The following is a 26479-nucleotide window of genomic DNA, read 5'->3' on the forward strand; positions in this document are numbered from 1 at the left end:
GACACGGCTTTGCCTTTGGGTCGCGGAATCAATCCGCGCCTACAGGATTGGTAGTGTTATTCAACTGGGAGCTTCAAAACATCCCCCTTTTGTAGGCGCGATTTTATATCGCGCTTATTTTACGACGACACGGCTTTATCTTTTGGGTCGCGGAATAAATCCGCGCCTACAGAATTTGTGTTATTTGAATCTGTGACTCCAAAAAAACACGCCATTTTCGTAGCAACGACTTTATATCGCGATGTTTTTAATACGGTACGATTTCGTATCTTCTGTAGGCACGATTTTACATCACGATGGTGTTATTTCTTATCGAGGCTGGCTGGTAACTACCCCTTTTTACGCAACCAGAACAAACTGCCCTCAACACTGAGCCAGGCTTTTTTTCCGCCGTTAGTAATATACATAATCACTTCTTCTTTAGAGCCTCGAGAATACATGTACACGGGCCCTTCTTTGTATTTTTCTTGGCCTGTCAGTACTCTAATAAAATGCTTGTTACTTTGCTTTAATTCACTTTTGAGCGCTTTTAACTCTTCACTGGATCTTTGCTGGGCATAAAACATCAAGGCTTTTGCACCAAGCATAGACAAACTCGGCTCATCAAACTCTTCTAATAACGCTTCTAGTTTTTGCCACTGCTGCAAAATAACCAAACAGTTCGCATACATATAACGGCAACCCTGGTTATCGCTGGGATTTAATCGCAATAATTCTTCAAGTTCCTTGCTGGCCATTTCTATTTTATCGGCGTTGAAATAAATCATGGCTTTATGATGCCGTACCAACATGTATGGCCGGGTTTCGTGCATCAACCAAAATACTCCCTCGTTCTCACTTTTAAAAGCTGGGGTGACAATATTTTGTTCTTCCTCGGCAATAAACGCATCTAACCTTGGGATTACCCCTAACCCTTCAAGCATCAGCAGTTCATCAACCAACTCTTCTCTTTGCGCTTGTTCAAACTCACTGAGACCGTCAACGTAATCGTTAACAAGTAAATCGGCATCTAGCAGCGCTTCGTCGTCCTCTTCTCCCCAGCTTAACGCGTCTTTCAAAGCAAATAGCTCCACTTTCAAAGAACGCTTTAATTGCTGCATATGCTGTTCAAAACTATAAACTGGCTCCATGCCTTGGTAGCTTTCGCGCGCAGCAACCAAGCTAGTAAAGCTATGGAATAGATCTCTGACGTTGTTCACATTATGCATGGTTAAGGTAGGAAGATCAGTGGTATCGGCTATATCAAATGCCGCCACGACCCCCTGGCAAAAGCTCGGTAAGGGTTGCTCTTTCGAGAGCACTGGCTCTATTTCTTTTTTCGGTAAAACACACGCTTTGGGTAGCTGATACTCTTCTTCTGTGACTAGGGTATAAGCCTCTTCACACATAAAAAGAAGTGTTTCTAGTTGAATTTTATGAATGGATTGATAATTACCAAACAAGGTTTGCAGGAGATAATCTGCCCGCAGTACGTTTTGAGTGGCAGCCAAGCCTACCAAAAAACCTTCGATAACATATTGATTTGGCTGTTTTTCGGTGGTTTCAGAAAAAGCAACAAGCGCCTTTTTCATTGCAGCCGGGACCATAAAACTCCTTTTACTTCAAAGTGGTTACAAGATACAAATTGACAAGGTATACCTCGAGGGTAACTCATTACTCCAGCTGTGTTAAATATTTATAAATATAGCAAGAGAAAACAGGGCAAGTTAGAGCAACTAGGCGATTACTGCACACGCCATTTATGCCAAGCCGCACACATCCCTAAACTAAAGACCCCGCTGGCATAAGTAATGTACAAAGGCACCGAGCTGCCTTCGTCTTCAGCATACATAAACACGCTCGACATAATGCCCGCCGCCACCGCGCCAATTAGCAACCACACCGCGGCGCTAAATAACTTGTAATTAGGGGCACTGACATAGCCCGCAAACACCACACAGGCCGCAGCCACCGAGCCAATCACTGGCTTTTTCCACCAGCCAATGTAGTCTGCCAACATCCCCGCCGCCGTTGCCGACACCACAAAGGCAACCACCACAATAACAGCCGAAAGCGCAAAACCAAGAACCTGCTGCATAGTAACCTCATCTAAAAAAAGCCAAACAAAGCACGACTACTTTTCTGCGCCCCTTTGTATATAAACCCATTTTTAGTTAACTTTACAAGTATTGCTTTACAAATTCATGGTGCAGCTATCCCTTTTGCAATTGAAATCACCTTTGTCGTCATCGCCTTGCTGATTGCCAGCTCTATTGTGTGGAGCACGATCCGCGTGGGGATCTCCCCTATGCCTAGCTCAAACAAAGCACGCAATGCCATCGTAAAACTCACAGAAAATACCGGAACAGGTCCTATTTACGACTTAGGCAGTGGCTGGGGAGGCTTGGCCGTGCGACTCGCCAAACAATATCCGCAGCGCCAAATAGTAGGGTACGAAGCTTCATTACTACCTTGGCTGGTATCGCTGTGTTATAAACACCTCGCAGGTCTTAACAACCTCACCTTAAAAAAACAAAACTTTCTTGAGGTTGAATTTGCCAGCGCCGATCTGCTTGTTTGCTATTTACACACCCAAGGCATGGCTGAAATTGCACAAAAACTGAGCCACCAAGGCAACTTCGCTGGTTACTTAATCAGCCATAACTTTGCCCTACCCAGCACACCACCCGAAGAAACACTCACAGTTGCAGACTTTTATCGCTCACCGGTGTATCGCTATCGGTTAACTAATTAGCTAGAGCAATTACCACGCCCAAGCAAATTACTCTGGTAATGCCACTGCGTTTAATGCAAAGTAATAAAAACCTTAAAAAGGAACAACGCAGATGCATTTAGGCAAAGCTATTCCGCAACTCCCTTCTGGCAACCTTGAAGTGACCGCTGAATTTATGGCTAAACGACTTGGCTTTAACATTGAATTAATTTTGCCAGAACATGGCCATTTGATTGTGGTAAGAGACGACGCTGAAATTCACTTTTGGCAAACCCAAAGCGAAGACCAAGCCAAAACACTTGGCAGTTGCAGTAGCTGCTATATCCGAGTTAACAACATCGAAGCCTTATACACGCAGCTACAAGCCTTAAACGCACCATTTAGATACGAGCTGACCACACAACCTTGGGGGATGAAAGAAATGCAAATCGACGACCCCTATGGCAACGCCATTCGCTTTGGCCAGCCTGCGAGGTAGCAGCATAACCATTAAAAAGTTGGCCAGAAGCTATTAAGCTTTTTAAGCTAAGTAAAAGATAAAAAAGTAGGAGCCGCTTTACGCGGCGAGTTGTTTCAACCTGCAACACCAAATTGAGCGCCTATAAACCACACCCACCTTACAGCAACCAACCAGCTTCTTTTGAAATAAAACACCTTCTTATTATAAAAGCCCTCACCCTTTATAAAAGCCGTCACCCTGAACTGGATTCAGGGTCCATGCCATCCATTCAACAGTGCACGAGCCGTTATGAAAGTAGACGCCGGCTCAAGTCCAAGCGACAAGGCGATAAACAATGGTAGGAGCCGCTTTACGCGGCGAGCTGTTTAAACCAATAACACCAAGTTGAGCGCCTCTAAACCACAGCCAACTTACAGCAATCAACTACCTTCTTTTAAAATAAGATGCCTTCTTATTATAAAAGCCGTCACCCTTTATAAAAGCCGTTACCCTGAACTGGATTCAAGGTCCATGTCGTCCATTCAACAGTGCACGAGCCGTTATGCAAGTAGACGCCGGCTCAAGTCCAGAGCGACAAGGCGATAAACAATGGTAGGAGCCGCTTTACGCGGCGAGCTGTTTGGGTTAAGCACAATTGAGTACTGCAAAGTCATATCCTTAGCCTGCCAAACCAATAGTGAAAAAGAGCTCACTAGACGCTAAATCCACTTACGGTTGACCCACAATATTTTTCAATCGTGCAAACGTCACAAACTCATCACTGGCTTCCATTACTGCATAATCAGGATTCCTTGCCACAAGCAAGTAAGTGACTTCACCTTGCTCATTAACCTGCTTTTTTACATCTCGTAATAGAAACTGTTCGTCGCCAGCTGTATCAAATTGCTCAATAGCAATAGTCGTATCAGTAATTGAGCCGGCATTATTAGCAGTGATCCGCTCTAGCAAAAGCAAATCCCCATCAAGAATTGGGTGCTTCCCACCGTTCATGGAATTGCCACTCGCATGAGCTAAGAAATGCTTTTCCGGGTCAACTTTACCGCAGCCAAATGGAGCAGGAACGTACGTCATATCGCTACTATCACCGGTTTTAAAATGACCACAGGCAACTTTTAGGTTTGGAAAGTATGGGAGCTTCTGAGTTTCTTCGTTTTCTTCGCTGTAAAGAGGAGTAACAGTGCCATTAGTTTGTTCTTCTTGTGTAATATTATGCATTTGCGCTTGCACCGATGGCCGCTGGCTGTACTTTGCCAATGCATAATCCACTAATTCCAATACCGCAGAATTTAAGCTTTCAACTTGCCCAGTTGGCACATCAAAATTCGCTTTGAAGTTGTCCCCTTCAAGTAAAAACCACTGGCTGCCATCTTTGTTTTTACTACTAAAGTGGTGAATTGGATTTCGAGACCAGTAGGCAATCCAAGCTTTTGAATCTGGCTGCAGTGACTGTTCTTTTTGCCCAAGGTCGTGCTGTTTTAAATTTGGGTAGCGCGATAGTATTTTTGCACTGAGCACTGCTAAGTCAGTAGTTTTCGGCGGCTTTATAAAACCATCCAATTGCACAAACGCTTGTAATAGAATTGCCTTGAAGCACTTGGTCATCGAAGTCGTTTGCACACCCTTATTTAAGAAGTCATAAAATGGCCTGAGCTGTTTTGCAGCTTTTTGTTTGTCGTCATCTAAGCCTGAAGTATGCGCTACTAAATCAAACCAGCCATTATGCTGTTTATTCACCTTAGTTAAATCACCGAAATGACGGTAGAACTCATTTGGTGTAGGCAAGTGCCCTAACTGCTCAGCCAGCTCAGTTAAATCTTCAAGTGCTGTAGTGCGCTGGGCTTTTGCGAGTTTTTGCCAAAAATCAGTGACCGCCAAATCGATGTTTAAGTAGCAGCCATCTGGTAAGTTTGGCTTGCGTAACTTTCTTACAACACCGGTTGCCGAGTTTTCTTGCAATAGAGCAAAAGGCTTGTTTAAAAAGCTATGGTGATTACCGATAAAATCCAATACCACTAAATGTTCTTTGCCTTCATGGCGTCGCAGGCCACGACCCAATTGTTGCAAAAAGAGAATTTTAGACTCGCTGGGGCGCAGCATTAAGATAGTGTCGATGCTGGGTAAATCCGTCCCCTCATTAAATAAGTCGACGGTAAATAATACTTCAACACTCTGATTGTCGAGCATTCTTAGTGCTTCGTTTCTTCTTACTTTTGACTGGCTGTGCACAGCCAAAGCTTTAACCCCAGCTTTTTCAAAAGCCTTGGCCATGTAGTCGGCATGTTTTGTCGACACACAAAATGCCAATGTGCGAGATTGCTTGTGTTTGCGCCACTGCGTTAGTGCATGTGTGGCGCGCTTATTAGTGGCAAAGGTGTATTCAAGTGCATGTGGATCAAAACGACCATTGCGCCACGGGATCTCTTTATAGTTTACGTTTTCGTCCCAAATCCCGTAATAATGAAACGGCACTAAAGTGTTACTATCAATGCCTTGAGTTAAGTTGCGCTCAAAAACTAAGTTATGATCACAAAGCCCTAAAATATCAGCCTGATCGGTTCGTTCTGGCGTTGCTGTCAACCCCAGTAGAAACTCGGGTTCGAAGTAATCTAGTAACAGCCGATAGCCAGGTGCACTGGCATGATGAAACTCATCCACAATAATATAATCAAAAGCATCTATGCTAAATTGCTGGATGTGCTCAGGCCGTCCAATCGTTTGAATGGACGCAAATAAACACTCGGCATCGTATTCTTTTTGATTACCGTTAAAAAACCCTGTTGAATGGTTGAGTAACGTGGCAAACGTGCGCTGCGCTTGCAATAGTATTTCTTCGCGGTGCGCGACAAACAGTACGCGCTTGGCTCTAAATTGCTTGATATCAAACGCACTTAACCAGGTTTTACCCATGCCAGTAGCCAACACTACTAAACCACGCTTAAAGCCTGCTTCTCGTGTTTTGTTCAGAGCTTCTAATGCCTGTATTTGCTCTGGCCGAGGTGACGGAGTTTCAGTTTGCTCATCCGTAAGCTCTGGTGCCATTGCAATAAACTTTTGTTGCTTGCGTCTTTTTATGTATTGGGTGATCCATTCGTGAGTAAGTGTGACTACATTGGGGTGCTTAAACACCTCATCAAACGCTATTCGAATGTTGTTGAACTCTTTTGCTGCTGAGCTCGTTTTTGGGGCGCCATAATCGTGCCTGAAGTTCCACTCAAAGCCACTGGTTAAGGCACTTTTACTGATATTGCTAGAACCGACAAATGCACACCCCGATACCAGCTCACCTTGCTTGCTATTCTTTACGAAGATATATGACTTCATATGAAAGCTTTGATTTGACTGAGTTTGATAAATGCGAATATCAGCGCCCCGATCGACCAATGCCATTAGCTCTCGCAGCGCACTTGGGTGACTAATATCTAAATAATCAGAAGTCAGTAGCTTTAATTGTGCACCATTTGCCAGCGCCTCAGAAAAAGAGTCAAACAACAATGCCAAACCACTCGGCTGAATAAATGAAACTGTTACTTCAATCTCGTCAGCATGGTTAATTGCATGCAGTAAATGAGGCAATAACGGATCTTCGCCGCCACACGTTAGCTGTTTAGCTTCTAACTGTAATTGCGTTTCTTTTTGTTTTGTCGCCATTGGTTACTCTTAACGCCTCTTTAGCAGCGCATTTAACCACAGCTCATGTTCTCTGCCGGGCCGTTGATCGCAAGTTTGCCAAACATCGAAGACCTCAAGCCATTGCTGCTTAGCCACAAGTTCGGCTAAACCATCTTCGTTTAGATCCGTAAAATGCCTGCCTTGTGCATTACGCTCGGCATCACCGTATTTAAAGCTGACATAAAGGCTACCGCCGGATTTTAATGCTGTTGCTAAGTTTTGTAAGGCGCTGGGTAGCTCCCCTTGCTTAACATGCAACAAACTGGCACAGCACCAGATCCCATCGTATTGCTGATTTTCAGACAACTCTGCAAAGGTTTTAACCTCTACTTTTTCGCCTAGTAAGTCACTGGCAAAAGCAGCCAACTCAGGGCAAGCATCAAAAGCGCTTACCGTAAAGCCCTCTTTTTTAAAATGCAGCGCGTCCCGCCCTGAGCCGCAGCCAGCATCTAAAATATGACCGCCAGCCGGAATATTCGGGAGAAAGCGCTGATATAAGGGGCTCATGTCAACATTTAAAGTCGACTCAGTAAAAGATTGACTGTTCTTACGATAGAACTCAACAGTTGCGTTTGGCATGCTTTACCTTTGTTTTTTCGGCAAATTTTAATTCCTTTCTAAGTTAATATTAAACCTGAAAATGACATGATTTCATAGTAAACATGCTCAGTTACCTTGGTTTACATCAATGAAACAATCACATACATTGGATGCTAGGCATTGACGAAGCGAGGAAGCGCCATGCATTTCAAACATAAAATCACCAATGAGCGGCCTTATAACACAGGTGGTAATGAGGCCAGTAGTTTGGAGAGTGATCGGGGTCGTATCATTAACAGTGCGGCGCTTCGGCGGTTGCAGCAAAAAACCCAGGTGTTTCCGCTGGAGCGCAATGCGGCGGTGCGCTCGCGATTAACCCACTCCCTTGAGGTGCAGCAAAATGGTCGCTTTATTGCCAAGAAAATTGTCGCTGAGCTGCAAAAGCAAGGCCGCGCGGAGATGCTGCAGTATCAAGATAAGAATGGCTGTTTGGTCAATTTAGGCGAATGTTTGGTGACGCTGTCGGAAATGGCGTGTTTGCTGCACGACATTGGCAATCCGGCCTTTGGCCATTTTGGCGAAGCGGCGATAAATGATTGGTTTAAGCGCTACCTAAGTGCTGACCCTCGTTTTGCAAAAAGCACTAAAACAGCGCTTGGTTTTGGTCAACACACACCGCAAGAGTCTGATTTAGCAGTATTAACCCCAGAAATGGAGTTGCTGCTGGATATTTGTAGTTTTGAGGGCAATGCGCAAGCCATTCGGGTTATTCATACCTTGTCTGAGCTTAATCTCACTTATGCGCAAACCGCCACTATTTTAAAATATACCCGCGCGGCGACAACACCAAAGTCTACGGTGGCCGATGCCTTTAGTACGCTGCAAAAGAAAGTAGGATATTACTACAGTGAGAGCGAGTTTATTACGGAGCTGTGCGACAAGCTGCAAATGCCGTTGGGTCATCGCCACCCTGTTGCCTACATTATGGAAGCGGCCGATGATATTGCCTATTGCCTGGCCGACATGGAAGATGCGGTAGAGAAAGGTATTTTAGGAGTCGATGAGCTCACCGCCCTGTTAATTGAGGAATATCAGGCCATTGCCAGCCGTTTTGGGATCAGTGAAGACAAGCACTTGGAGCTGATGAGTAAAAAACTCCATTACGCTAACGATAAGGCCAGTAAGCACCCAGATAACTTTGAAAACGAGTTCTTTATTTGGTTGCGGGTGGGGTTGTTGCATCCTTTGGTTGAGCATGCCAAAGACCGTTTTATAAATAATCTTGAGGCCGTGTACGATGGCAGCTTTAATGCAGCGTTGCTAGAAGACAACAGTCACCTGCACGCCATTGCTAAAGCGTTAAAGGTGGTGGCGGCCAAACGGGTGTTTTCTGATAAGGAAGTTGAGCAGCTAGAGCTACAAGGGTACAAGATCACCAGTGGTATTTTAAATGAGTACCAACGGGTGTTGGATTTGGATGAGTCTGCCTTTCAAGCTGCGCTTGCTGGTGATAATGGTTTTGCTGTGGAGTCGCGGTTATTAAATCGGATTTCGAAAAAGTATGTTGCCGTGTATCGGGCTGCGGTTGCCGAGTTGAGCGAGTCACAGCGTGAGCAGGCTGTTTATGAGTTTTATTATCGCTGTCGCTTATTGCAAGACTTTATTAGCGGAATGACTGACCAATTTGCTTACGATACCTATCGGGTGTTGACTGCGATTGATTAGATTTATATCGCCGCGTAAAGCGGCGCCTACGTTGGGCTTGGGTACTTAGCTTATATGGGTGTTTAGAGAGTTAATTCTCAAGCTGCCACCTACAGTGGGTGTCTTGATAACGCTTTGCTCTGTAAAAAAGCGCCGCGTAAAGCGGCTCCTACCCTCTTCTGTTGCCCTCGTTATTTTGGGGTGCTCTGGAGTCACTCTTTTCGCTTACGCTTATGAACCCTGAATCAAGTTCAGGGTGACGGTGGTGGTTTTTGGTTTAAAGTGGGTGTCTTGATAAAACATTGATATAACATCGCTGGCTATAAGAACTCGCCGCGTAAAGCGGCTCCTACCCTCTTCTGTGGCTTTCATTATTGTGGGTTTGCTGCGGAGTCACTCTTTCGCTTACGCTTGTGGACCCTGAATCAAGTTCAGGGTGACGGTGTTTTTTCTGGTTTTAGTTGGTTTATTTAAGGTGATGGTTGTTAATACGGAATGGTCTTGCAGGCTATAAAGATCGCCGTGTTAAGCGTCTCCTACCCTGCTTTATTATTAATTGCTTTGTGAATTGAGAATTTGCTTTATATAAAGCTCAAAATCACTCAAGTGATGTTTAACCACAGCAATAACAATGTCGATGTTGAGTGCCTGATAATTATGGACGGCAATGTTTCTTAGGCCGACCATTTTTTGTAAATTTTGGGCCACTGTAGCATCGATAAAGTTACCTGCCTCTATGAGTTCGAAGCAGTGCCTTGAAGATTGTGGAATGCCAAGCTGATGCTGCTTGATTAATACATTTGCAATATCGATTGCCGCCTCACAGGCGCGCTGCAGGTTTAGAATAACAGAGTCTTGCTTGGTAAAGTTGGTTTTAAACTCAGCCTCATCGCTAAACTCTTCGTTTATGCGTGTTAAACAGCGTTTAATGTTGGCTATTTTATTGAGGATCACATCATTCATCTTTTACACCTTGAATGTATGCATTAACCACATCGCGACGCTGCTCTTGCAAATGCGCATACATTGAATAAGCTGCGGCACTGAATGTATCGTCTTCGATTTTCTCGCCAAATAGTAGCCTTCCTGTACTTGCAACCTGCATTTTTAGCACCGTACTTGCCTGGCGTAAATCGACCAAATCAACATCGCAGTCTAGTTTAATGGCGAGCTCTTGAGCAATTGTGAACCTTTGATAGTTATCAAGGGGTTGGCTGGTTAATATTGCCACGTCGTAATCGCTTTTAATGGTGTTAGAGCCATCAGCGCGAGAGCCAAATAAATACACCAAAGTCAGTGTGGGGATCTTTTCGTGTAAGCACTGAACAATGATTTTTTCTTTTTCTATCATAGCCTTCACTTTTGCTCGTTTACTTTGGTAAGTATACCGCTTTTTGTTAAAAAGATAAGCCTTGTTAGGAGTTCGGTCGGATAGTGATTTTGTGGCTTTTAGTTTTTGAAAGCGATTTATGAAGCGATGCAGCATTGGGGCTTTTAATATTTGGTTTAAAGTGGGTGTCTTGTTAGAAACAGTGTCTTGTTAGAAACATCACTAGCTGTAAGAGAGCGCCGCGTAAAGCGGCGCCTACCAACAACTGTTGCCTTCATTATTTTGGGTTTGCTGCGGAGTCACTCTTTCGCTTTCGCTTGTGGACCCTGAATCAAGTTCAGGGTGACGGTGGTTTTTAGTTTAAAGTGGGTGTCTTGATAAAACATCGCTGGCTATAAGAGATCGCCGCGTAAAGCGGCTCCTACCATCACCTGTAGTTTTCGTTATTTTGGTCTTGCTATGAGAGCTATCTTATCGCTTTCGCTTGTGGACCCTGAATCAAGTTCAGGGTGACGGTGTTTTTTTGGTTTGAAGTGGGTGTCTTGATAAAGACATCGCTGGCTATAGAGAGCGCCGCGTAAAGCGGCGCCTACGTTGCAGTTTGGTGCTTAGCTTTTAGTGGGTGTCCTTACAATTAATTCTAAAGCCGCCCACCTCAAGTGGGTGTCTTGATAAAGACATCGCTGGCTATAGAGAGCGCCGCGTAAAGCGGCGCCTACGTTGCAGTTTGGTGCTTAGCTTTTAATGGGTGTTCTTACAATTAATTCTAAAGCCACCCACCTCAAGTGGGTGTCTTGATAACGCTTTGCTCTATAAAAGATCGCCGCATAAAGCGGCTCCTACCCTTTTGTTTTGTGTCTTATGTTTTGGTTTTTGATTTGTGTGTGTTAATTGCAAGGGGTTGTTGGTTTAACGCTAAATGTCTGTGCTAAATCAATGCAATGCTGGTGAGGTTTGCTATATTTTTGGGTAAAAAATAAGGGATTGTATGGCTTCTATTGTTGCGGCATTGCCAAGTACACGTCCGCCTTTTTTGGTTTTGGCGCCACTTTGCGTTTGTTTGGGTACGGCGGTGGCTTATCATCATGGCTTAAGTTTTAACCTGCTGCATTTTGTGTTGGCTATGGTGGGGGCTACGCTGTCGGCAGTGGCGGTGAATACGTTGAATGAATACCAAGATTTTCATAGCGGCTTAGACTTAGTGACTCAGCGCACGCCTTTTAGTGGCGGCAGTGGGCTGTTAAAAGAGCAAGGGCAGCTGTCGCAGGCGGTGCTGCGTTTATTTCAAGGCTCGTTGGTTGGTGTGATAGCCATTGGCCTCTATTTTGTCAGCCAATACGGTGTTGTTATGGCGGCCATTGGTTTGCTCGGCTTAGCGGTTGTGATCAGCTACACCCAGTACCTAAATCGCAGGCCCTGGATCTGTTATATTTCACCAGGCCTTGGTTTTGGCTTACTCATGGTGATAGGAAGTTATTTAGTGCAAGGAGGTGAGCTTAACGGCGCGGTGTTTCTGATTGCCCTGATCCCTTTTTTCACTATCAACAACTTACTGTTGGTGAACCAATTTCCCGATATTCACGCCGATAAGCAAGTTGGTCGTAATCATCTTGCAATCGCTTATGGCGTCAATACTGCGGTGATCACCTTTGTTGTCAGTGCAGTTTTGGCCATTAATGCGTTGCTTGGGGCTGTGGTGGTTAAGGTATTGCCTTTCACCGCGTTGATGGTGTTTCCGGTATTGTTGCTAAGCTTTGCGGCCATACCTAAGCTCCGCTACCTGGGCGCGAATATTGCCGAGCATCCACCGAGCATGGCAATTAATGCCGTTGTTGCCAATGTCGCGCCGCTGTTGTTAGCCATCAGCTTACTGCTTTAATACCAAACCATTTCGTCTTGCGGGCAGGTTAAACGGTAAACTCTCTGGCGTTTTCGTTTAGTCGCTCGCTGGTCTGCTCCAGTTGCTCAACAATGGCCATAAACTCGTTCATGCGTTTTACCACCTCTTTTGAAATATCACTGAGCCCGGTAATGTTGGCATTAATGTCCTCGGTCACCGAGAGTTGCTGCTGTGAGGCGGTGGCAATGCCTTGGGTGAGATCTTTAATTTTGCTCACCGCTTCAAAAATGCTGTCTAACACCTCTGCCGATACCATTACTTGCTCTTTGGTGGCTTCAACCTGTTGCTGGCTCTGTTGAATAGCAGTATTGGCATTACCAGCCTTGGTTTGCAGCAACTGGATAATGTCGCGGATTTCTTCGGTCGATTGCTGGGTTCGCTGTGCTAATGTTCTTACTTCATCGGCAACCACCGCAAAGCCACGGCCTTGCTCGCCTGCCCTGGCCGCCTCAATCGCTGCGTTTAACGCCAACAAGTTGGTTTGCTCGGCAATGGCTTGAATCACACTCACCACATTAGAGACTTGATCGCTTTGCTCGGTGAGTTCAGAAATAATAGTGGCGGTGTTATCAAAGCGCTCCGACAAGTCATTAAACTGCTCGCTGGTTTGCGCCATAACCTCCATGCCACGCTGTGCTTCTTGCTCTACCTGATTGGCATAGTCCGCCGTGCTCACGGTGTTTTCAGTCACTTCGTTGAGGGTAACGGTCATCTGCTCCGCGGCGGTGGCAATGGTATCTAAGCGGGTATTTTGCTCTTCGCTGATCTCTTTATTACTGCGAATAAAGTGCGCCACTTCTTGAGATGATTGCGACATCTGCCCACCTGCGGCACCAATGTTGGTAACGGTGTTTTTAAAGCTTCCCAGCATGCGGTTCACTATGCTGGCTACGCTTTTAATTTCAATGGCACCGCTTTCATCCACGGTTTTTCGTAAATCGTTGCTGTTGCCAATTTCTTCAAATGTGTGCCCTAGTACTTCAATGGGCTTAACAATGCGGCGGCGCACCAAATACACCCCAAATAAACTAAAACAAACAGTGGCCACCAGCATGATCACCACCCAAGTTAAGTTGCTTTCTACTGCTTTGTGAGCATTTAACACGTTTTGCTGAGTACGCTTTTCAAGCTCAGAGAAAAAAGCATCCACAGGCTTCATAATATTGGCTTTATAACGGTGGTAAGCCTCACTGTGTGTCAGCTCGATGGCTTTGTTGAGGTCGGGTTGTCCTTGCACTGTGTAGTTGCCGGCGCTGTCTTTAAATTTGCCTTTTACCGCGTTCATGGCTTCTACTTCTAGTGCCACAAGGCCATCTGAGTTGGCTTGCGCTTTGGCTAATAGCTGTAACTCTTTTTGGCTAAAACCTGCGGCTTTCATGGCCTCGAGCAGCTCAACCTTACGGCCATTGGGTTTCGGTTGGTCACCATATTCCAATACCAGATCCCAGTACACTTTGTGATAGCCCTCTGGCCGTGGCTTTTCACCATTGCGAATGGCTAATACATCCATGTACATTTTTTCGTATTTGTCTTTGCCAGTCACCGCGTAGGTTCTGCCTAAACGGGTAAGGTCGTCTGAGCTTTGTCTTAGCTCATCAGCAAGTTGATAGGCTTGATAGCGATTATCGGCCATTTTCTCTACTTGCAGCAGTGCGTTATACATATTAATAACGAGTATGGTGACAATCACCACAAACACGATAATGCCACCAAACACGGCGGTCATTAGAGCACGGATGGAGTTTAGCTTCATTGTTAACGCCTTTTTTCAGCATTTCACAATAAAGGTTAGTGCACAAATGACCATTGAGCTACCAAATATCTCGCCGCAGCCAAATGGTCATAGGGAAAGGCTTAAATACTTGCGGGCAGCCCCATACAGCTGGCGTAGTAAGTGGTGGTGGCCGGCCAATCGGAGAACACACCAATCACCCCAACATCCTGCGCGAGCACATGCAATAGCTCAAAGGCATCGCCCTCTTTGCTTATCACGTTGTCGCCATCCAGGGTGCCGTTTAGGCTTTGATAATACCAGCCACCGCCATCCACTAAATGACCTGAGCGCTCTAATGTCCAAGTAATAATATCCAGCCCAGCGGCCTTTGCCGCGGTGGCATAAGGCGATGGAATTATTTTGTTATTTTCAACAATAACCAACATCCATAAAGGGGGTGCAATAATATTAACGCCAGCCGCTTTTAACTCGGCCATGGTGGGCTTTAGGAGCTCGGGGTTATGAACAATTTGCCCCGCTGCTAAGGCGTTCTCAGTGCTGGCTGATTGGGTGCTGTATCTGTCATCGAGATAAACCGCTTGCTTTGCAAACTCTGGCGCTTGGTTTATCCAATACTTCACATCGGCCAAGTTAAACGACTGCGGCCATACCTGCGACGGCGAGACGCCCGCGGCTTTATATTCGTCTATCATTTTTTGCGCGTAGTCTTGCTGGCTAAAACCATCAAATGGCATGCTAACCGCGGGGGTTTTTAGCTCCGGCGTCATTTTTACACCGAGCTGTTTAAATAATTCGATGCTCTCGCTGTGGGTCATTAAGGTACCACGGCTGGCGTACAGATCGGTGCGCCAATCTGCGGTGCCTTGCATGTATTCAGCCACCGTCGTGGCATTAGGGTTTGCGGCATCCATTTTTCCTTGCAAAGTTTTAAACTCGGCCAGGGTAATATCGCTGGTGCAACACTGCGCCTGCGCTGCTATGCCATTTTCAGGGTCGGCCGGCACAAAGGGAGTGCTGCATTTTTCTGCTAAGTCAGTGGCCAATATGTTGGTGGTGGTATGAAGGTCGCATTGCGAATGACGACACACCAGCTCTTTGTCTTTGGTGAAGGCAACATCGCACTCCACAATGCCCGCGCCCATTTGGGCTGCCGCCACATACGACTCTTTGGTGTGTTCAGGAAATTGTAATGGCGCGCCGCGGTGACCAATGGAAAAATCGCTTTTATAAAGCTTACCGTTACTGCATTGGGCTAAGGTATTTTTTAGCTCGCTGTCTGCCATGTCGGCAATTAAGAACTGCGGTCGCGCGCCAACTTGCATGGCGCTTGCGCTGCCAGCGGGCACTTCTACAATTACAGGCACTTCAACTACTTGTGTCTTGGTTTCAGTGATCACCAGTGGTTTTTCAACGCTCACCAGTTCGACGCTATCATCATCACAGCCCATCAATAGTATGGTTGCACTTAGGGCCGTTGCAATACTTACTTTATTCATCTTGATAACCATGCTCCTTGCATTGGATGGTTAAGGTTGCTGAGTTTTCATCAGTATAGGGGTCGTGGATGATAACTTGGTGACAAAGGGGTAATTAATATTAACTCAGGAGTGAATTCAGGCCTACATTGCGCAGGCCTGAATAAGGTGTTTTATTGAATTTGCCCGCGCAGCTCACCGCTTGGGTTGGCTGGGGTGTGAACGTTAACGTAATGACCGCCACTGGCAAGTAAAGCAAAAATTTCTGCCGTTAAAGCCGCATCGGCAGGTGCCATCCAGCGGTTAACATCACTTTGGCTTTGCTCTAGTCCTATTAATACCGGGCCATTTTCCCCGGCAAAGCCGGTATGAATATGTGCCATGGTAGCGTCTTCTACTCCTGACGTGAGTACCTGTAACTCTAGGGCAAAGTCGTTACGATTAACTAATGCATAGCCACTGCCCATGGCGGTAGTGGTTACCGCAGGCACTTCTTGTTCGCCACTTAAAGGAAACGCCACCAGGGTGTAGTTGTCGGTTAAAATCTGCCCACGCAGTTCACCACCGGTGTGTGCAGGAGTATGGACATTAACATAGTGGCCACCGGATGCCAGCACCGCAAAGGTTTCAGCGTCAATGGTTAAGTTCTCTGGACTCATCCAGACATTCATGTCGTCACTGCTTTGCTCTAAACCCACCAGTACATCACCGTTCATGCCAATACGACCGGTGTGTATGTGTGCTGCCGTGGCATCTTCCACACCCGAGGTCACTACGCGGAGCTCAACACCGTAGTTGCTTGTATTCACCAAGGCATAGCCATCACCCGAACCCATGGTAGACACTGCAGGCACTTCTTGTTGGCCCGACAGCTTAAAGGTTGCTATGGCATAGTTATCGGTAACAATTTGGCCGCGTATTTCACCGTCTGGAAATTCTGGAGAATGAACGTTGACATAATGCCCTCCTGAAAGCAGCACGTTTAATGTCTCTTCATCAATCATGGTGCCTTCTGGTGTTACCCAGTCCGACATGACTTGGTCGTCTTGCTCTAACACCACCAGCACATCACCGTTGGCGCCAATACGGCCAGTGTGAATGTGCGCTGCGCTGGCATCGTCCACTCCTGAAGTGACCGCACGAAGATATAACTCGCCGTTAGTGCTGTCGTAGGCGGCATAGCCATCCCCCATGGCACTGGATTGGTTCATCGGCACTTGCTGCGCGGCGTTTAATTTAAAGGTAATGATGCTTGTGGTGTCTGGCACAATTTGTGCGCGTAGCTCACCATTTGGGAAGCTCTCGGTGTGTAGATTAATGTACCAATCACCGTCTAACATATCCGCCATTAGTGCTTCAGAAAGCTCAGTTTCAGGAATGCTCACTTGGTTCTCACTGGCCGCTTCAAAAGCGAACGCCACTTCGCCATTTTCGCCTAGGTCGCCATCGTGAATGTGTGCAGCACTAAAACCTTCCACACCATCGTAATCCAAAGTGGCGCGGAACTGCATTAAGTTCTCGTCCAGCTCAACGCTGGCAGTGGCCGTTTGCATGGAATCGTTCATGGGTACTTCTTGCTTGCCGCTTAGGGTTAGCTCGAAGGTTTTAGTCGCTGAAAACTCAGGGGCCGGTGGCGGCGTTGGAGTTGGTGGGGTTACGGTTACGTCGTCATCGCTATCACTGCATGCTACTAACAGCATCAGGCTAGCACTTACTATATACTTTTTCATTATACTCATCCTGTAGATTCGATTAAAAAGGATGACTTTTTAGACATCCTCTCAAACCCTACGGGGGGTAATGAACAAAAGTTCACCGAAATAATAATAAATTTTATTTCGGCTTTAATTAATTTGTTGTTGGGGTGAGCAGCCAAATCGTTTCATCGGCTTCTTGTAACCCTTTAAGACCTCCGGCTACCGGAGCTCGAGCTAATAAATCGAGCTGATAATGAGGGTGATAATACTCCGTCACCATGGCCGGCATAATGGCAAAAGGAGGACCCGACATGGCACTTTGCTCATATTCAAAGCAAATCAGCAGTTGCTTTGCGTTATTGCTTAACCGCATTAACTGTTTGCTGTAAGCCACTCTCATGGTGCCGGGTAATGCCACCAGCGCCGCCCTATCGTAAATCGCGTCTATGGGCTGAATTTGCTCGGGGGTTAAGGTAAAGAGATCGCCCACAAAAACACACAGGTTGCCGTATTGGTATTTTTTATGTTCTTTGCAGGTGGTGACGTGGGGATTAAGTCCTAATTCTTGAAATAATGCCACCACAGCCGACTCGTTCAGCTCGACGCCCACAACCTCATGACCACGAGATAAGAACCAGCTTATATCAAGGCTTTTACCACATAATGGCACCAATACTCTGCTATTTGCTGCTAAATTTAACTGGTCACCGAAACTAGCCAGCATTCGATTTACTTGCCCTTCGTGGAAACCTATGTCGCCTTTTTCCCACATTTGATGCCAAAACTCTGCTTCCATCTTTTTCTCCTTTACTGTTTCTGGGCCTGCACTGTAAAACCTAAAGCAAGCTTGAGGTCAAGTGGGTATTTTCAAATTCTCGCAATAATTTTGACAACTTGCTGCCATATCAAAGTCATCTCAATGTGATTAAGTACCAGCAACGATAATAATATGCAGGAAAACACAATGTTTAAACACTCAGTTATTGCCTTAGCGCTGTCTTCTTTATTAGTGGGTTGTTCACTGGACGGAGACGATGGCGCTCCTGGACCGCAAGGACCACAAGGTAGTGCCGGCGTCGATGGTAGCAATGGTCAAAATGGGCTGGATGGCCAAAATGGCAGCGATGGTGCCGACGGTCAAGATGGTCAGGACGGTGTGGATGGTAAAGATGCCAACAGCAGGCTAGAGATAAGCTTAGTTGGCCGCGCTGTATTGAACGCACAAAGCCCTGAAGGCGCTGCAGAAATTGTGGCTTATCAGGCTGCAAAACAGTGGATATATGCAATTAATAGCTCTGGCGATGCCGCGGTGGTGGATATTATCCCAGCAACAAGCTTTGATAGCACCGCCTTGGTGAAGAACAATCAAGGGGTGATCACAGCCACCAACCTCAACTCAGCCATCACCCTTGAGCTCAACGCCAACACGGCCGGAGACGCCAACAGCATCGCCATTGATGAAAATAACCAATTATTAGCAGTGGCTATGGCGGCAAAAACCACAGGAGAAAATGGCCAGATTGCGTTTTACGACATCTCTGGCGAAACGCCTAGCTTTATTAAAAACGTTACGGTTGGCGCTTTGCCAGACATGGTGACCTTTAGCCACGATGGCAACAAGGTGGTCGTGGCTAACGAGGGCGAGCCTGCAGGGGATTACAGTGTTGACCCCGAAGGCAGTATCAGTGTTATTGATATCAATAATGGTGTTATTAGCAATACTGCCACCCAAATCGATTTTACCGCTTTTAATGGCCAACAAGCTGAACTAGAAGCAAAAGGCATGGTGTTTGCCAATCCGACTGGCCGCACCATCAATGGCAAGCTTATCAATACCACAGTGGCGATGGACCTTGAACCTGAGTACGTCAGTATTTCTAAAGATAACCGCTACGCTTATGTTTCTATTCAAGAAAACAATGGCCTAGCAGTAGTTGATTTAAGTGATAACAGCCTCTCTTTAATGGGCCTTGGCTTTAAAGATTGGTCCAACTTGGTGATGGATGCGTCTGACAAAGACGGTAAAATAAACCTCAAACAATACCCTGGCCTGTACGGCATGTATCAGCCCGACACTATATCTAGTTACACCTGGAAAGGTGCAAACTTTATTGTGACGGCAAACGAAGGGGACGGTCGCGAGTACTTTTTCGACGCCACAGATGCAGCTGATTGTACAGCCAAAGGCGGCCTTGACTATGATGCAGACGATGGCTGCCTTGCTTATATTGATGAGTCACGCACTGAAGATTTAACTCTTGCCAGCAATTTCGCTTATTTGAACAATGATGACGACGACATTGGTCGCTTAAAAGTCACCACTGTAAAGGGGGATGACAATAATGATGGCCAATATGAAGAGCTATACACCTATGGCGCACGCTCATTCACCATTTGGGACAGCAACGGCTTAGTGGTATTTGACTCGGGTGATGACATGGAACGCATCACGGCATCAGTGCACGGTGCCAGCTTCAATAACGACGAAGATGAAAACGAAGGCGATACTCGCTCAGACGCGAAAGGCCCAGAGCCTGAAGCATTAGCAATTGGCGAAGTGGGCGACCGCACGTTTGCCTTTATTGGACTCGAGCGAATGGGCGGCATCATGGTGTATGACATCACTAACCCATATGACGTGCAGTTTGAAGACTATTTTTATAACCGCGGTGTGATTGAGGGCGAAGAGATCAGCGGAGACTTAGCCCCAGAAGGCATGCGCTTTATTCCCGCGACACAAAGTGCAACCGGCGAAGCCTTATTGGTGATCGGAAATGAAATTTCCGGCTCTGTTGCCGTGTGGCAAATCGCAGAAAAATAATCAGTATCGAACCCTATGTGGCGCGAAGTAATTTGCGCCACACTTTTATCAAGCCACACCTTAATCAATTGATGATTTAGCGCTCTAGTAAGGTCCGTATCGTATCTGAAAGCTGTTCAGAGCTGGCTCTGATCTCGGTCATCACATCACTTACTGCGTGAATATTTTCTAAGCCGTGCTCTGTACTTTCCGATACCAACTTCATCATGTCATTCACTTGGTTGGTAAGTGCTTCGTTGTTCTTAACGACTTCATTAATCTCATCGGTTGAAGTTGTTGTTCTAGCCGCAAGATTTCTAACCTCATCTGCTACCACCGCAAATCCGCGACCTTGCTCTCCTGCTCTTGCCGCTTCAATTGCAGCATTAAGCGCTAACAAATTGGTTTGCTCAGCGATAGCACTAATGGTAGATACGATTGCGGAGATCTCTTTTGATTGCTCATTCAGCTGCATTATCAGATTAGAGGCATCGATCACTTTTTTACTGGTGGTGCTTGCTTCATCCACAGCATCAGCTAGTTGTTTTACCGCTGCTTTTGCAGTCTCTTCTGTCTTTTCTGATGTTTCTTGAGCAATCAATGTTGCCTCTTTGATTTGCTCGGCATTTTCAACTCGTGAGGTAATATCGGTTGCAAACTTGATGACTTTTTCCACTCGCCCCTCACTGTCAAAAATGGGGTTGTAAGTGGCTTCTATCCAAGCGTCACTGCCATTTTTACATACTCTTTGAAAGCGACCAGACTTATGCTCACCACGCGCTAGTTCTTGCCAAAAGTTGGGATGTTGCTGATAAAAGGATTCTGTGCAGAATATTTTATGATGCTGCCCTTTGATTTCTTGCTCGCTGTAACCCATCAAGTTAAGAAAGTTTTGGTTTGCCGATACTATGGTACCATCTGGCATAAACTCAATAGTGGCCATGGACCTATCTAACGCTTTTGCCAGTGCTTGTTGTGCTGCCAACTGCTGCTTTTCTTTAGTAATATCAGAAGCTATCTTTACTACTTTGGTAACAATGCCATTTTCTGCTATTGGGAAATAGGTAGCGTCAAGCCATATGACCTCGCCATCCTGTTTTATACGCTCAAAATGACCAAACTTCGCAGTGCCTTTTTTCAGGTCTTGCCAAAAGGCACGATACTCTGCCGACTTGGCATAACTGGGTAGGCAAAACATACGATGATGTTGACCGACCACTTGCTCTTGACGATAGCCCACCGCAGCTAAAAATAAGTCATTCACGGCGATGATTTCACCATCTGGCGTAAACTCTATCTTCGCCACACAATTTTCAACAGCATTAATAAATGCTTTTGCATCATTTAACTCTTTCACTAGCGCCTGTGTTTCAAGGGGCTGCTTTCTAAATATGTTCACACGCTATTCCAGCATAAAATTAAGAAAAAAGTATTACATACTAACTAGCCATCAGCAACTAATTATAGATAAAACCCAGAATTAAAGCGTTATTTTTCACAAGTAGTTAGGTCAATTCCGAGCCATTTTGAATAAGTTTGATAGAAGAGATAAAAGACACCCACTTTAGCCTCAAAATATAAGACAAATAAAAGGAGACCCGTTTTAACTTTTGAAAGTTAAAAAGACACACCCACTTTAAAGGTTAAGAAGACACCCACTTTAACCGCCTAGTTATTGAATAAAAAAACTGCAATTAAGACAAATATTAAAAATAAATGTTTACAACTGATAAACATTAAATTAGCATTGTTTTTATTCCATTGAGACACCCCACCCGATTGGGTATTTAAACGTCACAATTGGACTCCCGAGAAGTAGAGCTTGCTGACTAGGATGTTGGCATTATTGGGATTTCCTTGGCACGGCTTGTTGCTATTGGAGTTTTTATGCAGGCCAGGTTGGCCTGCTTTTTTTCGTTGTTGATGACATTGGATAAGGCTTGCTCAGCACTAGCGACCTAGTTACACTTGTACCTGCGTTTCTTAAACTTAAGTGAATAATGTCTGTACTAAGAAAACCTTTTTCAGTCCTTGTTGTTATTTATAATGACGCAGGACAATTTCTATTGCTGCAGCGGGCCGATGATCCAAACTTTTGGCAATCGGTAACAGGAGGAATAGACGAAGGAGAAACACCGTTACAAACCGCTTATCGAGAGCTCAAGGAAGAAACAGGTATTGATTGTCATGCTCAGAACCTATCGCTCACGGATCATCAAAGAACGCACCAATATGAAATTCGTCCCCAATGGCGACATCGTTATCAACCAGGGAGTTTGATAAACACCGAACATGTTTTTAGCGTTAAGGTGCCCAATTCAATCACCATCACGCTAGCAGCTGATGAACACCTCCAATTTGAATGGCTAAGTGCCGCTGAAGCTCATCAACGCGCATGGTCTGACAGTAATAAAAAGGAAATTATGCAGTTATCTTCTGGCTTATGTTTGGCTAAGTAGATATCAATTTATCATGATAGGAGAACAACAATGCTCCCCACGATTCAAACACTTGAGACGCCCTGTTTACTGGTAGATAAAGTCGCTTTTTTACATAACATATCAATGCTGGAGTCACACTTAAGCCACTTTGAGGTTGCCTTTCGCCCACACCTTAAAACCGTCAAATCCATCGATGCCGCCAGCTTCATCACCCAGCCTTACGGTGGCTGTACCGTCTCTACCTTAAAAGAAGCAGAAGTATTTGCCGCAGCTGGATATAAGGATTTCACTTATGCAGTTGGTATTACTGAAGATAAATTACCTCGAGTTCTCGACCTCATTAATCAAGGTAGCAAAGTAACCGTTTTGCTCGATAGCCTTGCACAAGCTCAATTTGTTCATCACTTTTGTGAGAAGCAAGACTGTAAAATCCCTTGCTTAATAGAAATAGACTGTGATGGTCAACGTGCAGGACTTACTGCTAATGATAAAAGCCTAATCACTATCGCCACAATACTTGCGAATAAAGGGTTATACCAAGGGTTACTAACGCACGCAGGTGGCGCTTATAGTTGCACCAGCAAAGAACAAGTAGCGCAGTTTGCAGAGCGCGAACGCAGTGCTGTGGTGTCTGCGGCAAAACTGCTGAAAGATGCCGGTATAGCGACCACAGTTACTAGTATCGGCTCCACCCCAACCGCCCTTTGCACACAAAATCTCAATGGTATCTCTGAGGTTCGAGCGGGTGTCTATCCGTTTTTTGATTTGGTGATGGCTGGAGTGGGTGTCTGCGATATTGAAGACATTGCACTATCAGTGTTAACTCGTGTAACTGGGGTGCATAGCCAAGATAAGCGTGTGTTTATCGATGCCGGTTGGATGGCTCTTTCTCGTGACCGTGGCACGGCGTCACAACAATACGACTGTGGTTATGGCTTGGTATGTAACGCGCAAGGCACGCTTATTCCAGGTTTAAAGGTAATTAGTGCGAGTCAAGAGCATGGCATTATAGAGTGCGAGCCTGGTTTTCCATTACCCGATATTCAACACGGAGAGCTGCTGCGGATATTGCCAAACCACGCCTGTGCAACCGCTGCTCAGCACCAAGGTTACCATGTTTTCAGTCATGATGAGGTGGCTTATTGGCCACGCTTTACCGGTTGGTAATAGGCCGTTTGGCTGAAAAAACTTTTTGCTGGAATTAAGGTCTCTGGGACAGCCGTGAGCTAAACGAGTTAATCTCAGTTACCTGCTGGATTAACTCGTTAATTTCTTCATGATCTTGCTTAGGTAAAAAGTGTAGATGAGCCTTATAAAACGCCTCTTCAGTGTATAAGGATTTCAGTGCCTGATCTATTTTAGCTAATAGTGCCTTACTTGCTTTATGCTGGTTACACATCACGAAACCGATATTTGCTTTGGGCGAATTAGCCACTACATATGGCCGATATAAGCTTTGATCCTTACTGCCGTATTGCAACACCTCAACGGGAAAGCCAAGCAAAAAGTCGACACGTCGCGATTCAAAAAGTCGATGAACCGTCTGATAGTAGCTTCTACCTGCTAGGTAAGTTTTGTGCTGTGCAGGCAGCTGGGCAAGCTCATGGTCGAAGAAACTTCCATATGAGATAGTATCTGAGAGAAGCAGCGGCTTATCTGGGTATACTTCAAACAATTTTTTTAATGAAATTATTTCTCCAGCTGAGTTCAAAACTTCAGCCGCTAACGGAGCTGCATCACTATGGTGATAGAGTCGCCTACTTATATAAATGTTCACCGGCAAGCTAAAAGAAAACTCAGCGAGCCGTTGCCTGTTTTTTACCTTGTTTAGCGCACATACCGCGTTAGATTGGCTGCGCATGGTGTGCAAAGCTTTTTTGTGACTGGCACCAACAAACTCTACTTTGGCATTTTTAATTTTTGCAAACAGTAACTGATTGGTGGCGGCAGCAATATTATGCGGCTGACTATTGCTGATCAGTGCGTTTAGCTCTTTTTCGTCTTCAACAAAAACACGCACCACTTCGGTTTCAGTAGCCACCGCACAGTTTTTAATAAGTAGCCACAACAAGTAGCCAAATAAGACAATACACTTCATAGTAAAACTCAATCGGGCCGACCAAGAACAGCCAAGCATTACTTAAACTTAGTTGAGCATAACGCCGTTGTAAAAGGTTTTGCTACCCATGTCGAACGGTGGGTGTCTGTTTATGAAGCCTAAATTAAATTGGAGAGGTCTACTGTTTGGCGGTGCCACTTAGAGCGTTATCGCAATAGCTATTTTGATTTGATTATTCTATATTAGGAACGGGCAAAAATTATGCCTTGTATTTTTAGGAGTTTTAACATGGATCCAGTCACACTCATTTTTCAATACTTGCTCACTATTGAAGCCTTCTTGTTGGTTTTGGTTATTGTCACATTAAAAGGCAGTATCAAGTTTGTGCCGCAAAACCGCGCATGGCTAATAGAGCGCTTTGGCAAATATCAATCGACCAAAGAAGCAGGTTTAAACTTTATTGTTCCTTTTATCGATCGCGTAGCAGCTGATCGCAGCCTTAAAGAGCAGGCGGTAGATGTGCCATCGCAATCGGCCATCACCAAAGATAACATTTCCCTGATAGTCGATGGCGTATTGTATTTTCGTGTTATGGACCCGTACAAGGCCACTTATGGCGTCGACGATTACATCTTTGCCGTAACACAGTTGGCGCAAACCACCATGCGTAGTGAACTTGGCAAGATGGAGCTCGACAAGACCTTTGAAGAGCGTGACTTGCTTAACACCAACATTGTGACGGCCATTAATGCCGCTTCTGATCCCTGGGGGATCCAGGTACTGCGTTATGAGATCAAAGACATAGTGCCTCCTAATTCTGTAATGGAAGCCATGGAAGCGCAAATGAAAGCCGAGCGGGTAAAACGTGCACAAATTCTTGAGTCTGAAGGTGATCGCCAGGCCGCAATTAATGTTGCCGAAGGTAAAAAGCAAGCGCAAGTGCTTGCCGCTGAAGCAGAGAAAGCAGAACAAATCTTAAGCGCTGAAGGGGAAGCGAAAGCCATTTTAGCGGTTGCAGAGGCTCAAGCAGATGCCTTACGAAAAGTCGGTGAAGCGGCCAATACCGAAGAAGGTCAAAAAGCCATTCAGTTAGACTTGGCCACCAAAGCAATCACAGCCAAAGAAGCCATCGCCAAAGAGTCTTCGGTAGTATTATTACCAGAAAATGGTACCGACCCAAGCTCCATCGTAGCCCAAGGTATGTCGATTATTAATTCACTAAATAAAAAACAAGGCTAGTGACCATGGAACTGCTACTAGAGTACTTACCCCAAACCTTAGTGGTGCTGGGTATTGCCTGCTTAATTGTCGAGGTGGTGGTTCTAGGCTTTGCCACCTTTGTGTTATTTTTCTTAGGAATGTCTCTGGTGATCAGTGGCGGACTGATGTACGCAGATGTGCTCGAGGCCTCATGGCTAACCGCTCTATGGTTTAATGCGCTGGTCACCACTTTATTGGCCGTATTTCTTTGGAAGCCCTTAAAACGCATGCAAGAAACCTCCGATAACAAAGAAGTGCACAGTGACTTTGCCGAACTGACGTTTACCCTTGAAAAAGACCTCAATGCTGATAGCCGCACCTTTCATAGTTACTCTGGTGTTGCTTGGCAACTAAAAAGTAAACAGCCAATTGCCGCAGGAACAGAGGTCAAAGTAGTAAAAAAAGAAGTCGGAGCCTTTTGGGTAGAGCCTGTATGAGGTAATAACACTGTTGCAGGGATTAGTTAACGACTTCCTAAAAAAGGTGCCATACCTTCCCACTAGTTGCTAAGAACTAATACCAATCCGCATTAATACTTGCTCAATTTGAGGGAGCAAATTCGACGCTAACTGCGTTAAAAATTTCTCATTTAGAACAACTAAATAGCAAAATTTTCGCCTGGTTATCGCCAGAATTCTCTCGCCTCAAATAGACCACTTAATTAAGCGAATTGGTATAACCCCTTGTGCACTTGTC

At 45.4% G+C, this 26479-nt stretch carries 21 protein-coding genes; 9 read left to right on the plus strand and 12 right to left on the minus strand.

Annotated features, from left to right (window positions below; genetic code table 11):
• Positions 1-329: 329 nt before the first annotated feature.
• Together ACNKW2_RS11295 and ACNKW2_RS11300 are read right to left on the minus strand one after the other, a co-directional pair.
• Complete coding sequence (locus tag ACNKW2_RS11295; protein ID WP_419148705.1) at positions 330-1586, minus strand: hypothetical protein; 1257 nt, start codon at positions 1584-1586, stop codon at positions 330-332.
• Positions 1587-1723: 137 nt separating this feature from the next.
• Positions 1724-2077: a hypothetical protein gene (locus tag ACNKW2_RS11300; protein WP_419148653.1), complete on the minus strand. Its 354-nt coding sequence runs from the start codon at positions 2075-2077 to the stop codon at positions 1724-1726.
• 54 nt (positions 2078-2131) lie between these two features.
• Between ACNKW2_RS11300 and ACNKW2_RS11305 the strand changes: the two genes are divergently transcribed.
• The gene (locus ACNKW2_RS11305) at positions 2132-2734 is read left to right on the plus strand and encodes a class I SAM-dependent methyltransferase (RefSeq protein ID WP_419148654.1); all 603 of its coding nucleotides are present in this window, start codon (positions 2132-2134) and stop codon (positions 2732-2734) included.
• A 91-nt stretch (positions 2735-2825) separates the two neighbouring features.
• Complete coding sequence (locus tag ACNKW2_RS11310) at positions 2826-3191, plus strand: bleomycin resistance protein (RefSeq protein WP_419148655.1); 366 nt, start codon at positions 2826-2828, stop codon at positions 3189-3191.
• Between the two features lie 690 nt (positions 3192-3881).
• Here the strand turns inward: ACNKW2_RS11310 and ACNKW2_RS11315 are convergent.
• Together ACNKW2_RS11315 and ACNKW2_RS11320 are read right to left on the minus strand one after the other, a co-directional pair.
• A complete protein-coding gene (locus tag ACNKW2_RS11315; RefSeq protein WP_419148656.1) occupies positions 3882-6821 on the minus strand; it encodes a DEAD/DEAH box helicase family protein in 2940 nt (979 codons plus the stop codon).
• Between the two features lie 9 nt (positions 6822-6830).
• Positions 6831-7421, minus strand: coding sequence for a class I SAM-dependent methyltransferase (locus ACNKW2_RS11320; RefSeq protein WP_419148657.1), 591 nt, complete (start codon positions 7419-7421; stop codon positions 6831-6833).
• A gap of 162 nt (positions 7422-7583) precedes the next feature.
• On the opposite strand from ACNKW2_RS11320, the gene dgt reads away from it, so the two are divergent.
• Positions 7584-9107: a dGTPase gene (dgt, locus tag ACNKW2_RS11325; RefSeq protein ID WP_419148658.1), complete on the plus strand. Its 1524-nt coding sequence runs from the start codon at positions 7584-7586 to the stop codon at positions 9105-9107.
• 531 nt (positions 9108-9638) lie between these two features.
• Here the strand turns inward: dgt and hepT are convergent.
• Complete coding sequence (gene hepT / locus ACNKW2_RS11330; RefSeq protein ID WP_419148659.1) at positions 9639-10049, minus strand: type VII toxin-antitoxin system HepT family RNase toxin; 411 nt, start codon at positions 10047-10049, stop codon at positions 9639-9641.
• Positions 10042-10437: a type VII toxin-antitoxin system MntA family adenylyltransferase antitoxin gene (mntA, locus tag ACNKW2_RS11335; RefSeq protein WP_419148660.1), complete on the minus strand. Its 396-nt coding sequence runs from the start codon at positions 10435-10437 to the stop codon at positions 10042-10044. The genes hepT and mntA overlap by 8 nt, the downstream gene beginning before the upstream one ends.
• Positions 10438-11404: 967 nt before the next feature.
• On the opposite strand from mntA, the gene ACNKW2_RS11340 reads away from it, so the two are divergent.
• On the plus strand, positions 11405-12295 hold the full coding sequence (locus ACNKW2_RS11340) for a prenyltransferase (protein ID WP_419148661.1): 891 nt from the start codon (positions 11405-11407) through the stop codon (positions 12293-12295).
• Positions 12296-12323: 28 nt separating this feature from the next.
• Here ACNKW2_RS11340 and ACNKW2_RS11345 read toward each other — a convergent pair whose 3' ends face one another.
• The 4 genes from ACNKW2_RS11345 to tmpT all read right to left on the minus strand — a co-directional run bounded on the left by ACNKW2_RS11345 (position 12324) and on the right by tmpT (position 18019).
• Positions 12324-14069 carry a methyl-accepting chemotaxis protein gene (locus tag ACNKW2_RS11345; protein WP_419148662.1) on the minus strand — a complete coding sequence of 582 codons (1746 nt, stop codon included), beginning with the start codon at positions 14067-14069 and terminating at the stop codon, positions 12324-12326.
• A gap of 101 nt (positions 14070-14170) precedes the next feature.
• Positions 14171-15547, minus strand: a complete 1377-nt coding sequence (locus tag ACNKW2_RS11350; protein ID WP_419148663.1) for a glycerophosphodiester phosphodiesterase family protein — start codon at positions 15545-15547, stop codon at positions 14171-14173.
• Between the two features lie 152 nt (positions 15548-15699).
• Positions 15700-17256, minus strand: a complete 1557-nt coding sequence (locus ACNKW2_RS11355; protein WP_419148664.1) for a CHRD domain-containing protein — start codon at positions 17254-17256, stop codon at positions 15700-15702.
• 118 nt (positions 17257-17374) lie between these two features.
• Positions 17375-18019 (minus strand): thiopurine S-methyltransferase, encoded by a 645-nt coding sequence (tmpT, locus tag ACNKW2_RS11360; RefSeq protein ID WP_419148665.1) that lies wholly within the window; start codon positions 18017-18019, stop codon positions 17375-17377.
• 168 nt (positions 18020-18187) lie between these two features.
• Between tmpT and ACNKW2_RS11365 the strand changes: the two genes are divergently transcribed.
• A complete protein-coding gene (locus ACNKW2_RS11365) occupies positions 18188-20044 on the plus strand; it encodes a choice-of-anchor I family protein (protein ID WP_419148666.1) in 1857 nt (618 codons plus the stop codon).
• A gap of 76 nt (positions 20045-20120) precedes the next feature.
• On the opposite strand, the gene ACNKW2_RS11370 is transcribed toward ACNKW2_RS11365, so the two are convergent.
• The gene (locus ACNKW2_RS11370) at positions 20121-21422 is read right to left on the minus strand and encodes a methyl-accepting chemotaxis protein (protein WP_419148667.1); all 1302 of its coding nucleotides are present in this window, start codon (positions 21420-21422) and stop codon (positions 20121-20123) included.
• A gap of 601 nt (positions 21423-22023) precedes the next feature.
• Here ACNKW2_RS11370 and nudB point away from each other — a divergent pair.
• Entirely contained in the window at positions 22024-22482 is a 459-nt protein-coding gene (nudB, locus tag ACNKW2_RS11375; protein WP_419148668.1) for a dihydroneopterin triphosphate diphosphatase, read from the plus strand.
• Positions 22483-22512: 30 nt separating this feature from the next.
• Positions 22513-23631, plus strand: coding sequence for an alanine racemase (locus ACNKW2_RS11380; protein ID WP_419148669.1), 1119 nt, complete (start codon positions 22513-22515; stop codon positions 23629-23631).
• A 34-nt stretch (positions 23632-23665) separates the two neighbouring features.
• Here ACNKW2_RS11380 and ACNKW2_RS11385 read toward each other — a convergent pair whose 3' ends face one another.
• A complete protein-coding gene (locus tag ACNKW2_RS11385) occupies positions 23666-24562 on the minus strand; it encodes a hypothetical protein (protein ID WP_419148670.1) in 897 nt (298 codons plus the stop codon).
• A 249-nt stretch (positions 24563-24811) separates the two neighbouring features.
• Here ACNKW2_RS11385 and ACNKW2_RS11390 point away from each other — a divergent pair, with 249 nt between their 5' ends.
• Together ACNKW2_RS11390 and ACNKW2_RS11395 are read left to right on the plus strand one after the other, a co-directional pair.
• The gene (locus tag ACNKW2_RS11390) at positions 24812-25762 is read left to right on the plus strand and encodes an SPFH domain-containing protein (protein WP_419148671.1); all 951 of its coding nucleotides are present in this window, start codon (positions 24812-24814) and stop codon (positions 25760-25762) included.
• Positions 25763-25767: 5 nt separating this feature from the next.
• Entirely contained in the window at positions 25768-26220 is a 453-nt protein-coding gene (locus ACNKW2_RS11395; RefSeq protein WP_419148672.1) for an NfeD family protein, read from the plus strand.
• The last annotated feature ends 259 nt before the right edge of the window (positions 26221-26479 follow it).

The organism is Pseudoalteromonas 'SMAR', assembly GCF_048515945.1.
GTDB lineage: Bacteria > Pseudomonadota > Gammaproteobacteria > Enterobacterales > Alteromonadaceae > Pseudoalteromonas.

Coding starts and splice junctions, on each gene's coding strand:
- ACNKW2_RS11295 (WP_419148705.1), bottom strand. CDS start 1,586: ATGGTCCCGGCTGCAATGAAAAAGGCGCTTGTTGCTTTTTCTGAAACC.
- ACNKW2_RS11300 (WP_419148653.1), bottom strand. CDS start 2,077: ATGCAGCAGGTTCTTGGTTTTGCGCTTTCGGCTGTTATTGTGGTGGTT.
- ACNKW2_RS11310 (WP_419148655.1), top strand. CDS start 2,826: ATGCATTTAGGCAAAGCTATTCCGCAACTCCCTTCTGGCAACCTTGAA.
- ACNKW2_RS11315 (WP_419148656.1), bottom strand. CDS start 6,821: ATGGCGACAAAACAAAAAGAAACGCAATTACAGTTAGAAGCTAAACAG.
- ACNKW2_RS11320 (WP_419148657.1), bottom strand. CDS start 7,421: ATGCCAAACGCAACTGTTGAGTTCTATCGTAAGAACAGTCAATCTTTT.
- dgt (WP_419148658.1), top strand. CDS start 7,584: ATGCATTTCAAACATAAAATCACCAATGAGCGGCCTTATAACACAGGT.
- hepT (WP_419148659.1), bottom strand. CDS start 10,049: ATGAATGATGTGATCCTCAATAAAATAGCCAACATTAAACGCTGTTTA.
- mntA (WP_419148660.1), bottom strand. CDS start 10,437: ATGATAGAAAAAGAAAAAATCATTGTTCAGTGCTTACACGAAAAGATC.
- ACNKW2_RS11340 (WP_419148661.1), top strand. CDS start 11,405: ATGGCTTCTATTGTTGCGGCATTGCCAAGTACACGTCCGCCTTTTTTG.
- ACNKW2_RS11345 (WP_419148662.1), bottom strand. CDS start 14,069: ATGAAGCTAAACTCCATCCGTGCTCTAATGACCGCCGTGTTTGGTGGC.
- ACNKW2_RS11350 (WP_419148663.1), bottom strand. CDS start 15,547: ATGAATAAAGTAAGTATTGCAACGGCCCTAAGTGCAACCATACTATTG.
- ACNKW2_RS11355 (WP_419148664.1), bottom strand. CDS start 17,256: ATGAAAAAGTATATAGTAAGTGCTAGCCTGATGCTGTTAGTAGCATGC.
- tmpT (WP_419148665.1), bottom strand. CDS start 18,019: ATGGAAGCAGAGTTTTGGCATCAAATGTGGGAAAAAGGCGACATAGGT.
- ACNKW2_RS11365 (WP_419148666.1), top strand. CDS start 18,188: ATGTTTAAACACTCAGTTATTGCCTTAGCGCTGTCTTCTTTATTAGTG.
- nudB (WP_419148668.1), top strand. CDS start 22,024: ATGTCTGTACTAAGAAAACCTTTTTCAGTCCTTGTTGTTATTTATAAT.
- ACNKW2_RS11380 (WP_419148669.1), top strand. CDS start 22,513: ATGCTCCCCACGATTCAAACACTTGAGACGCCCTGTTTACTGGTAGAT.
- ACNKW2_RS11385 (WP_419148670.1), bottom strand. CDS start 24,562: ATGAAGTGTATTGTCTTATTTGGCTACTTGTTGTGGCTACTTATTAAA.
- ACNKW2_RS11390 (WP_419148671.1), top strand. CDS start 24,812: ATGGATCCAGTCACACTCATTTTTCAATACTTGCTCACTATTGAAGCC.
- ACNKW2_RS11395 (WP_419148672.1), top strand. CDS start 25,768: ATGGAACTGCTACTAGAGTACTTACCCCAAACCTTAGTGGTGCTGGGT.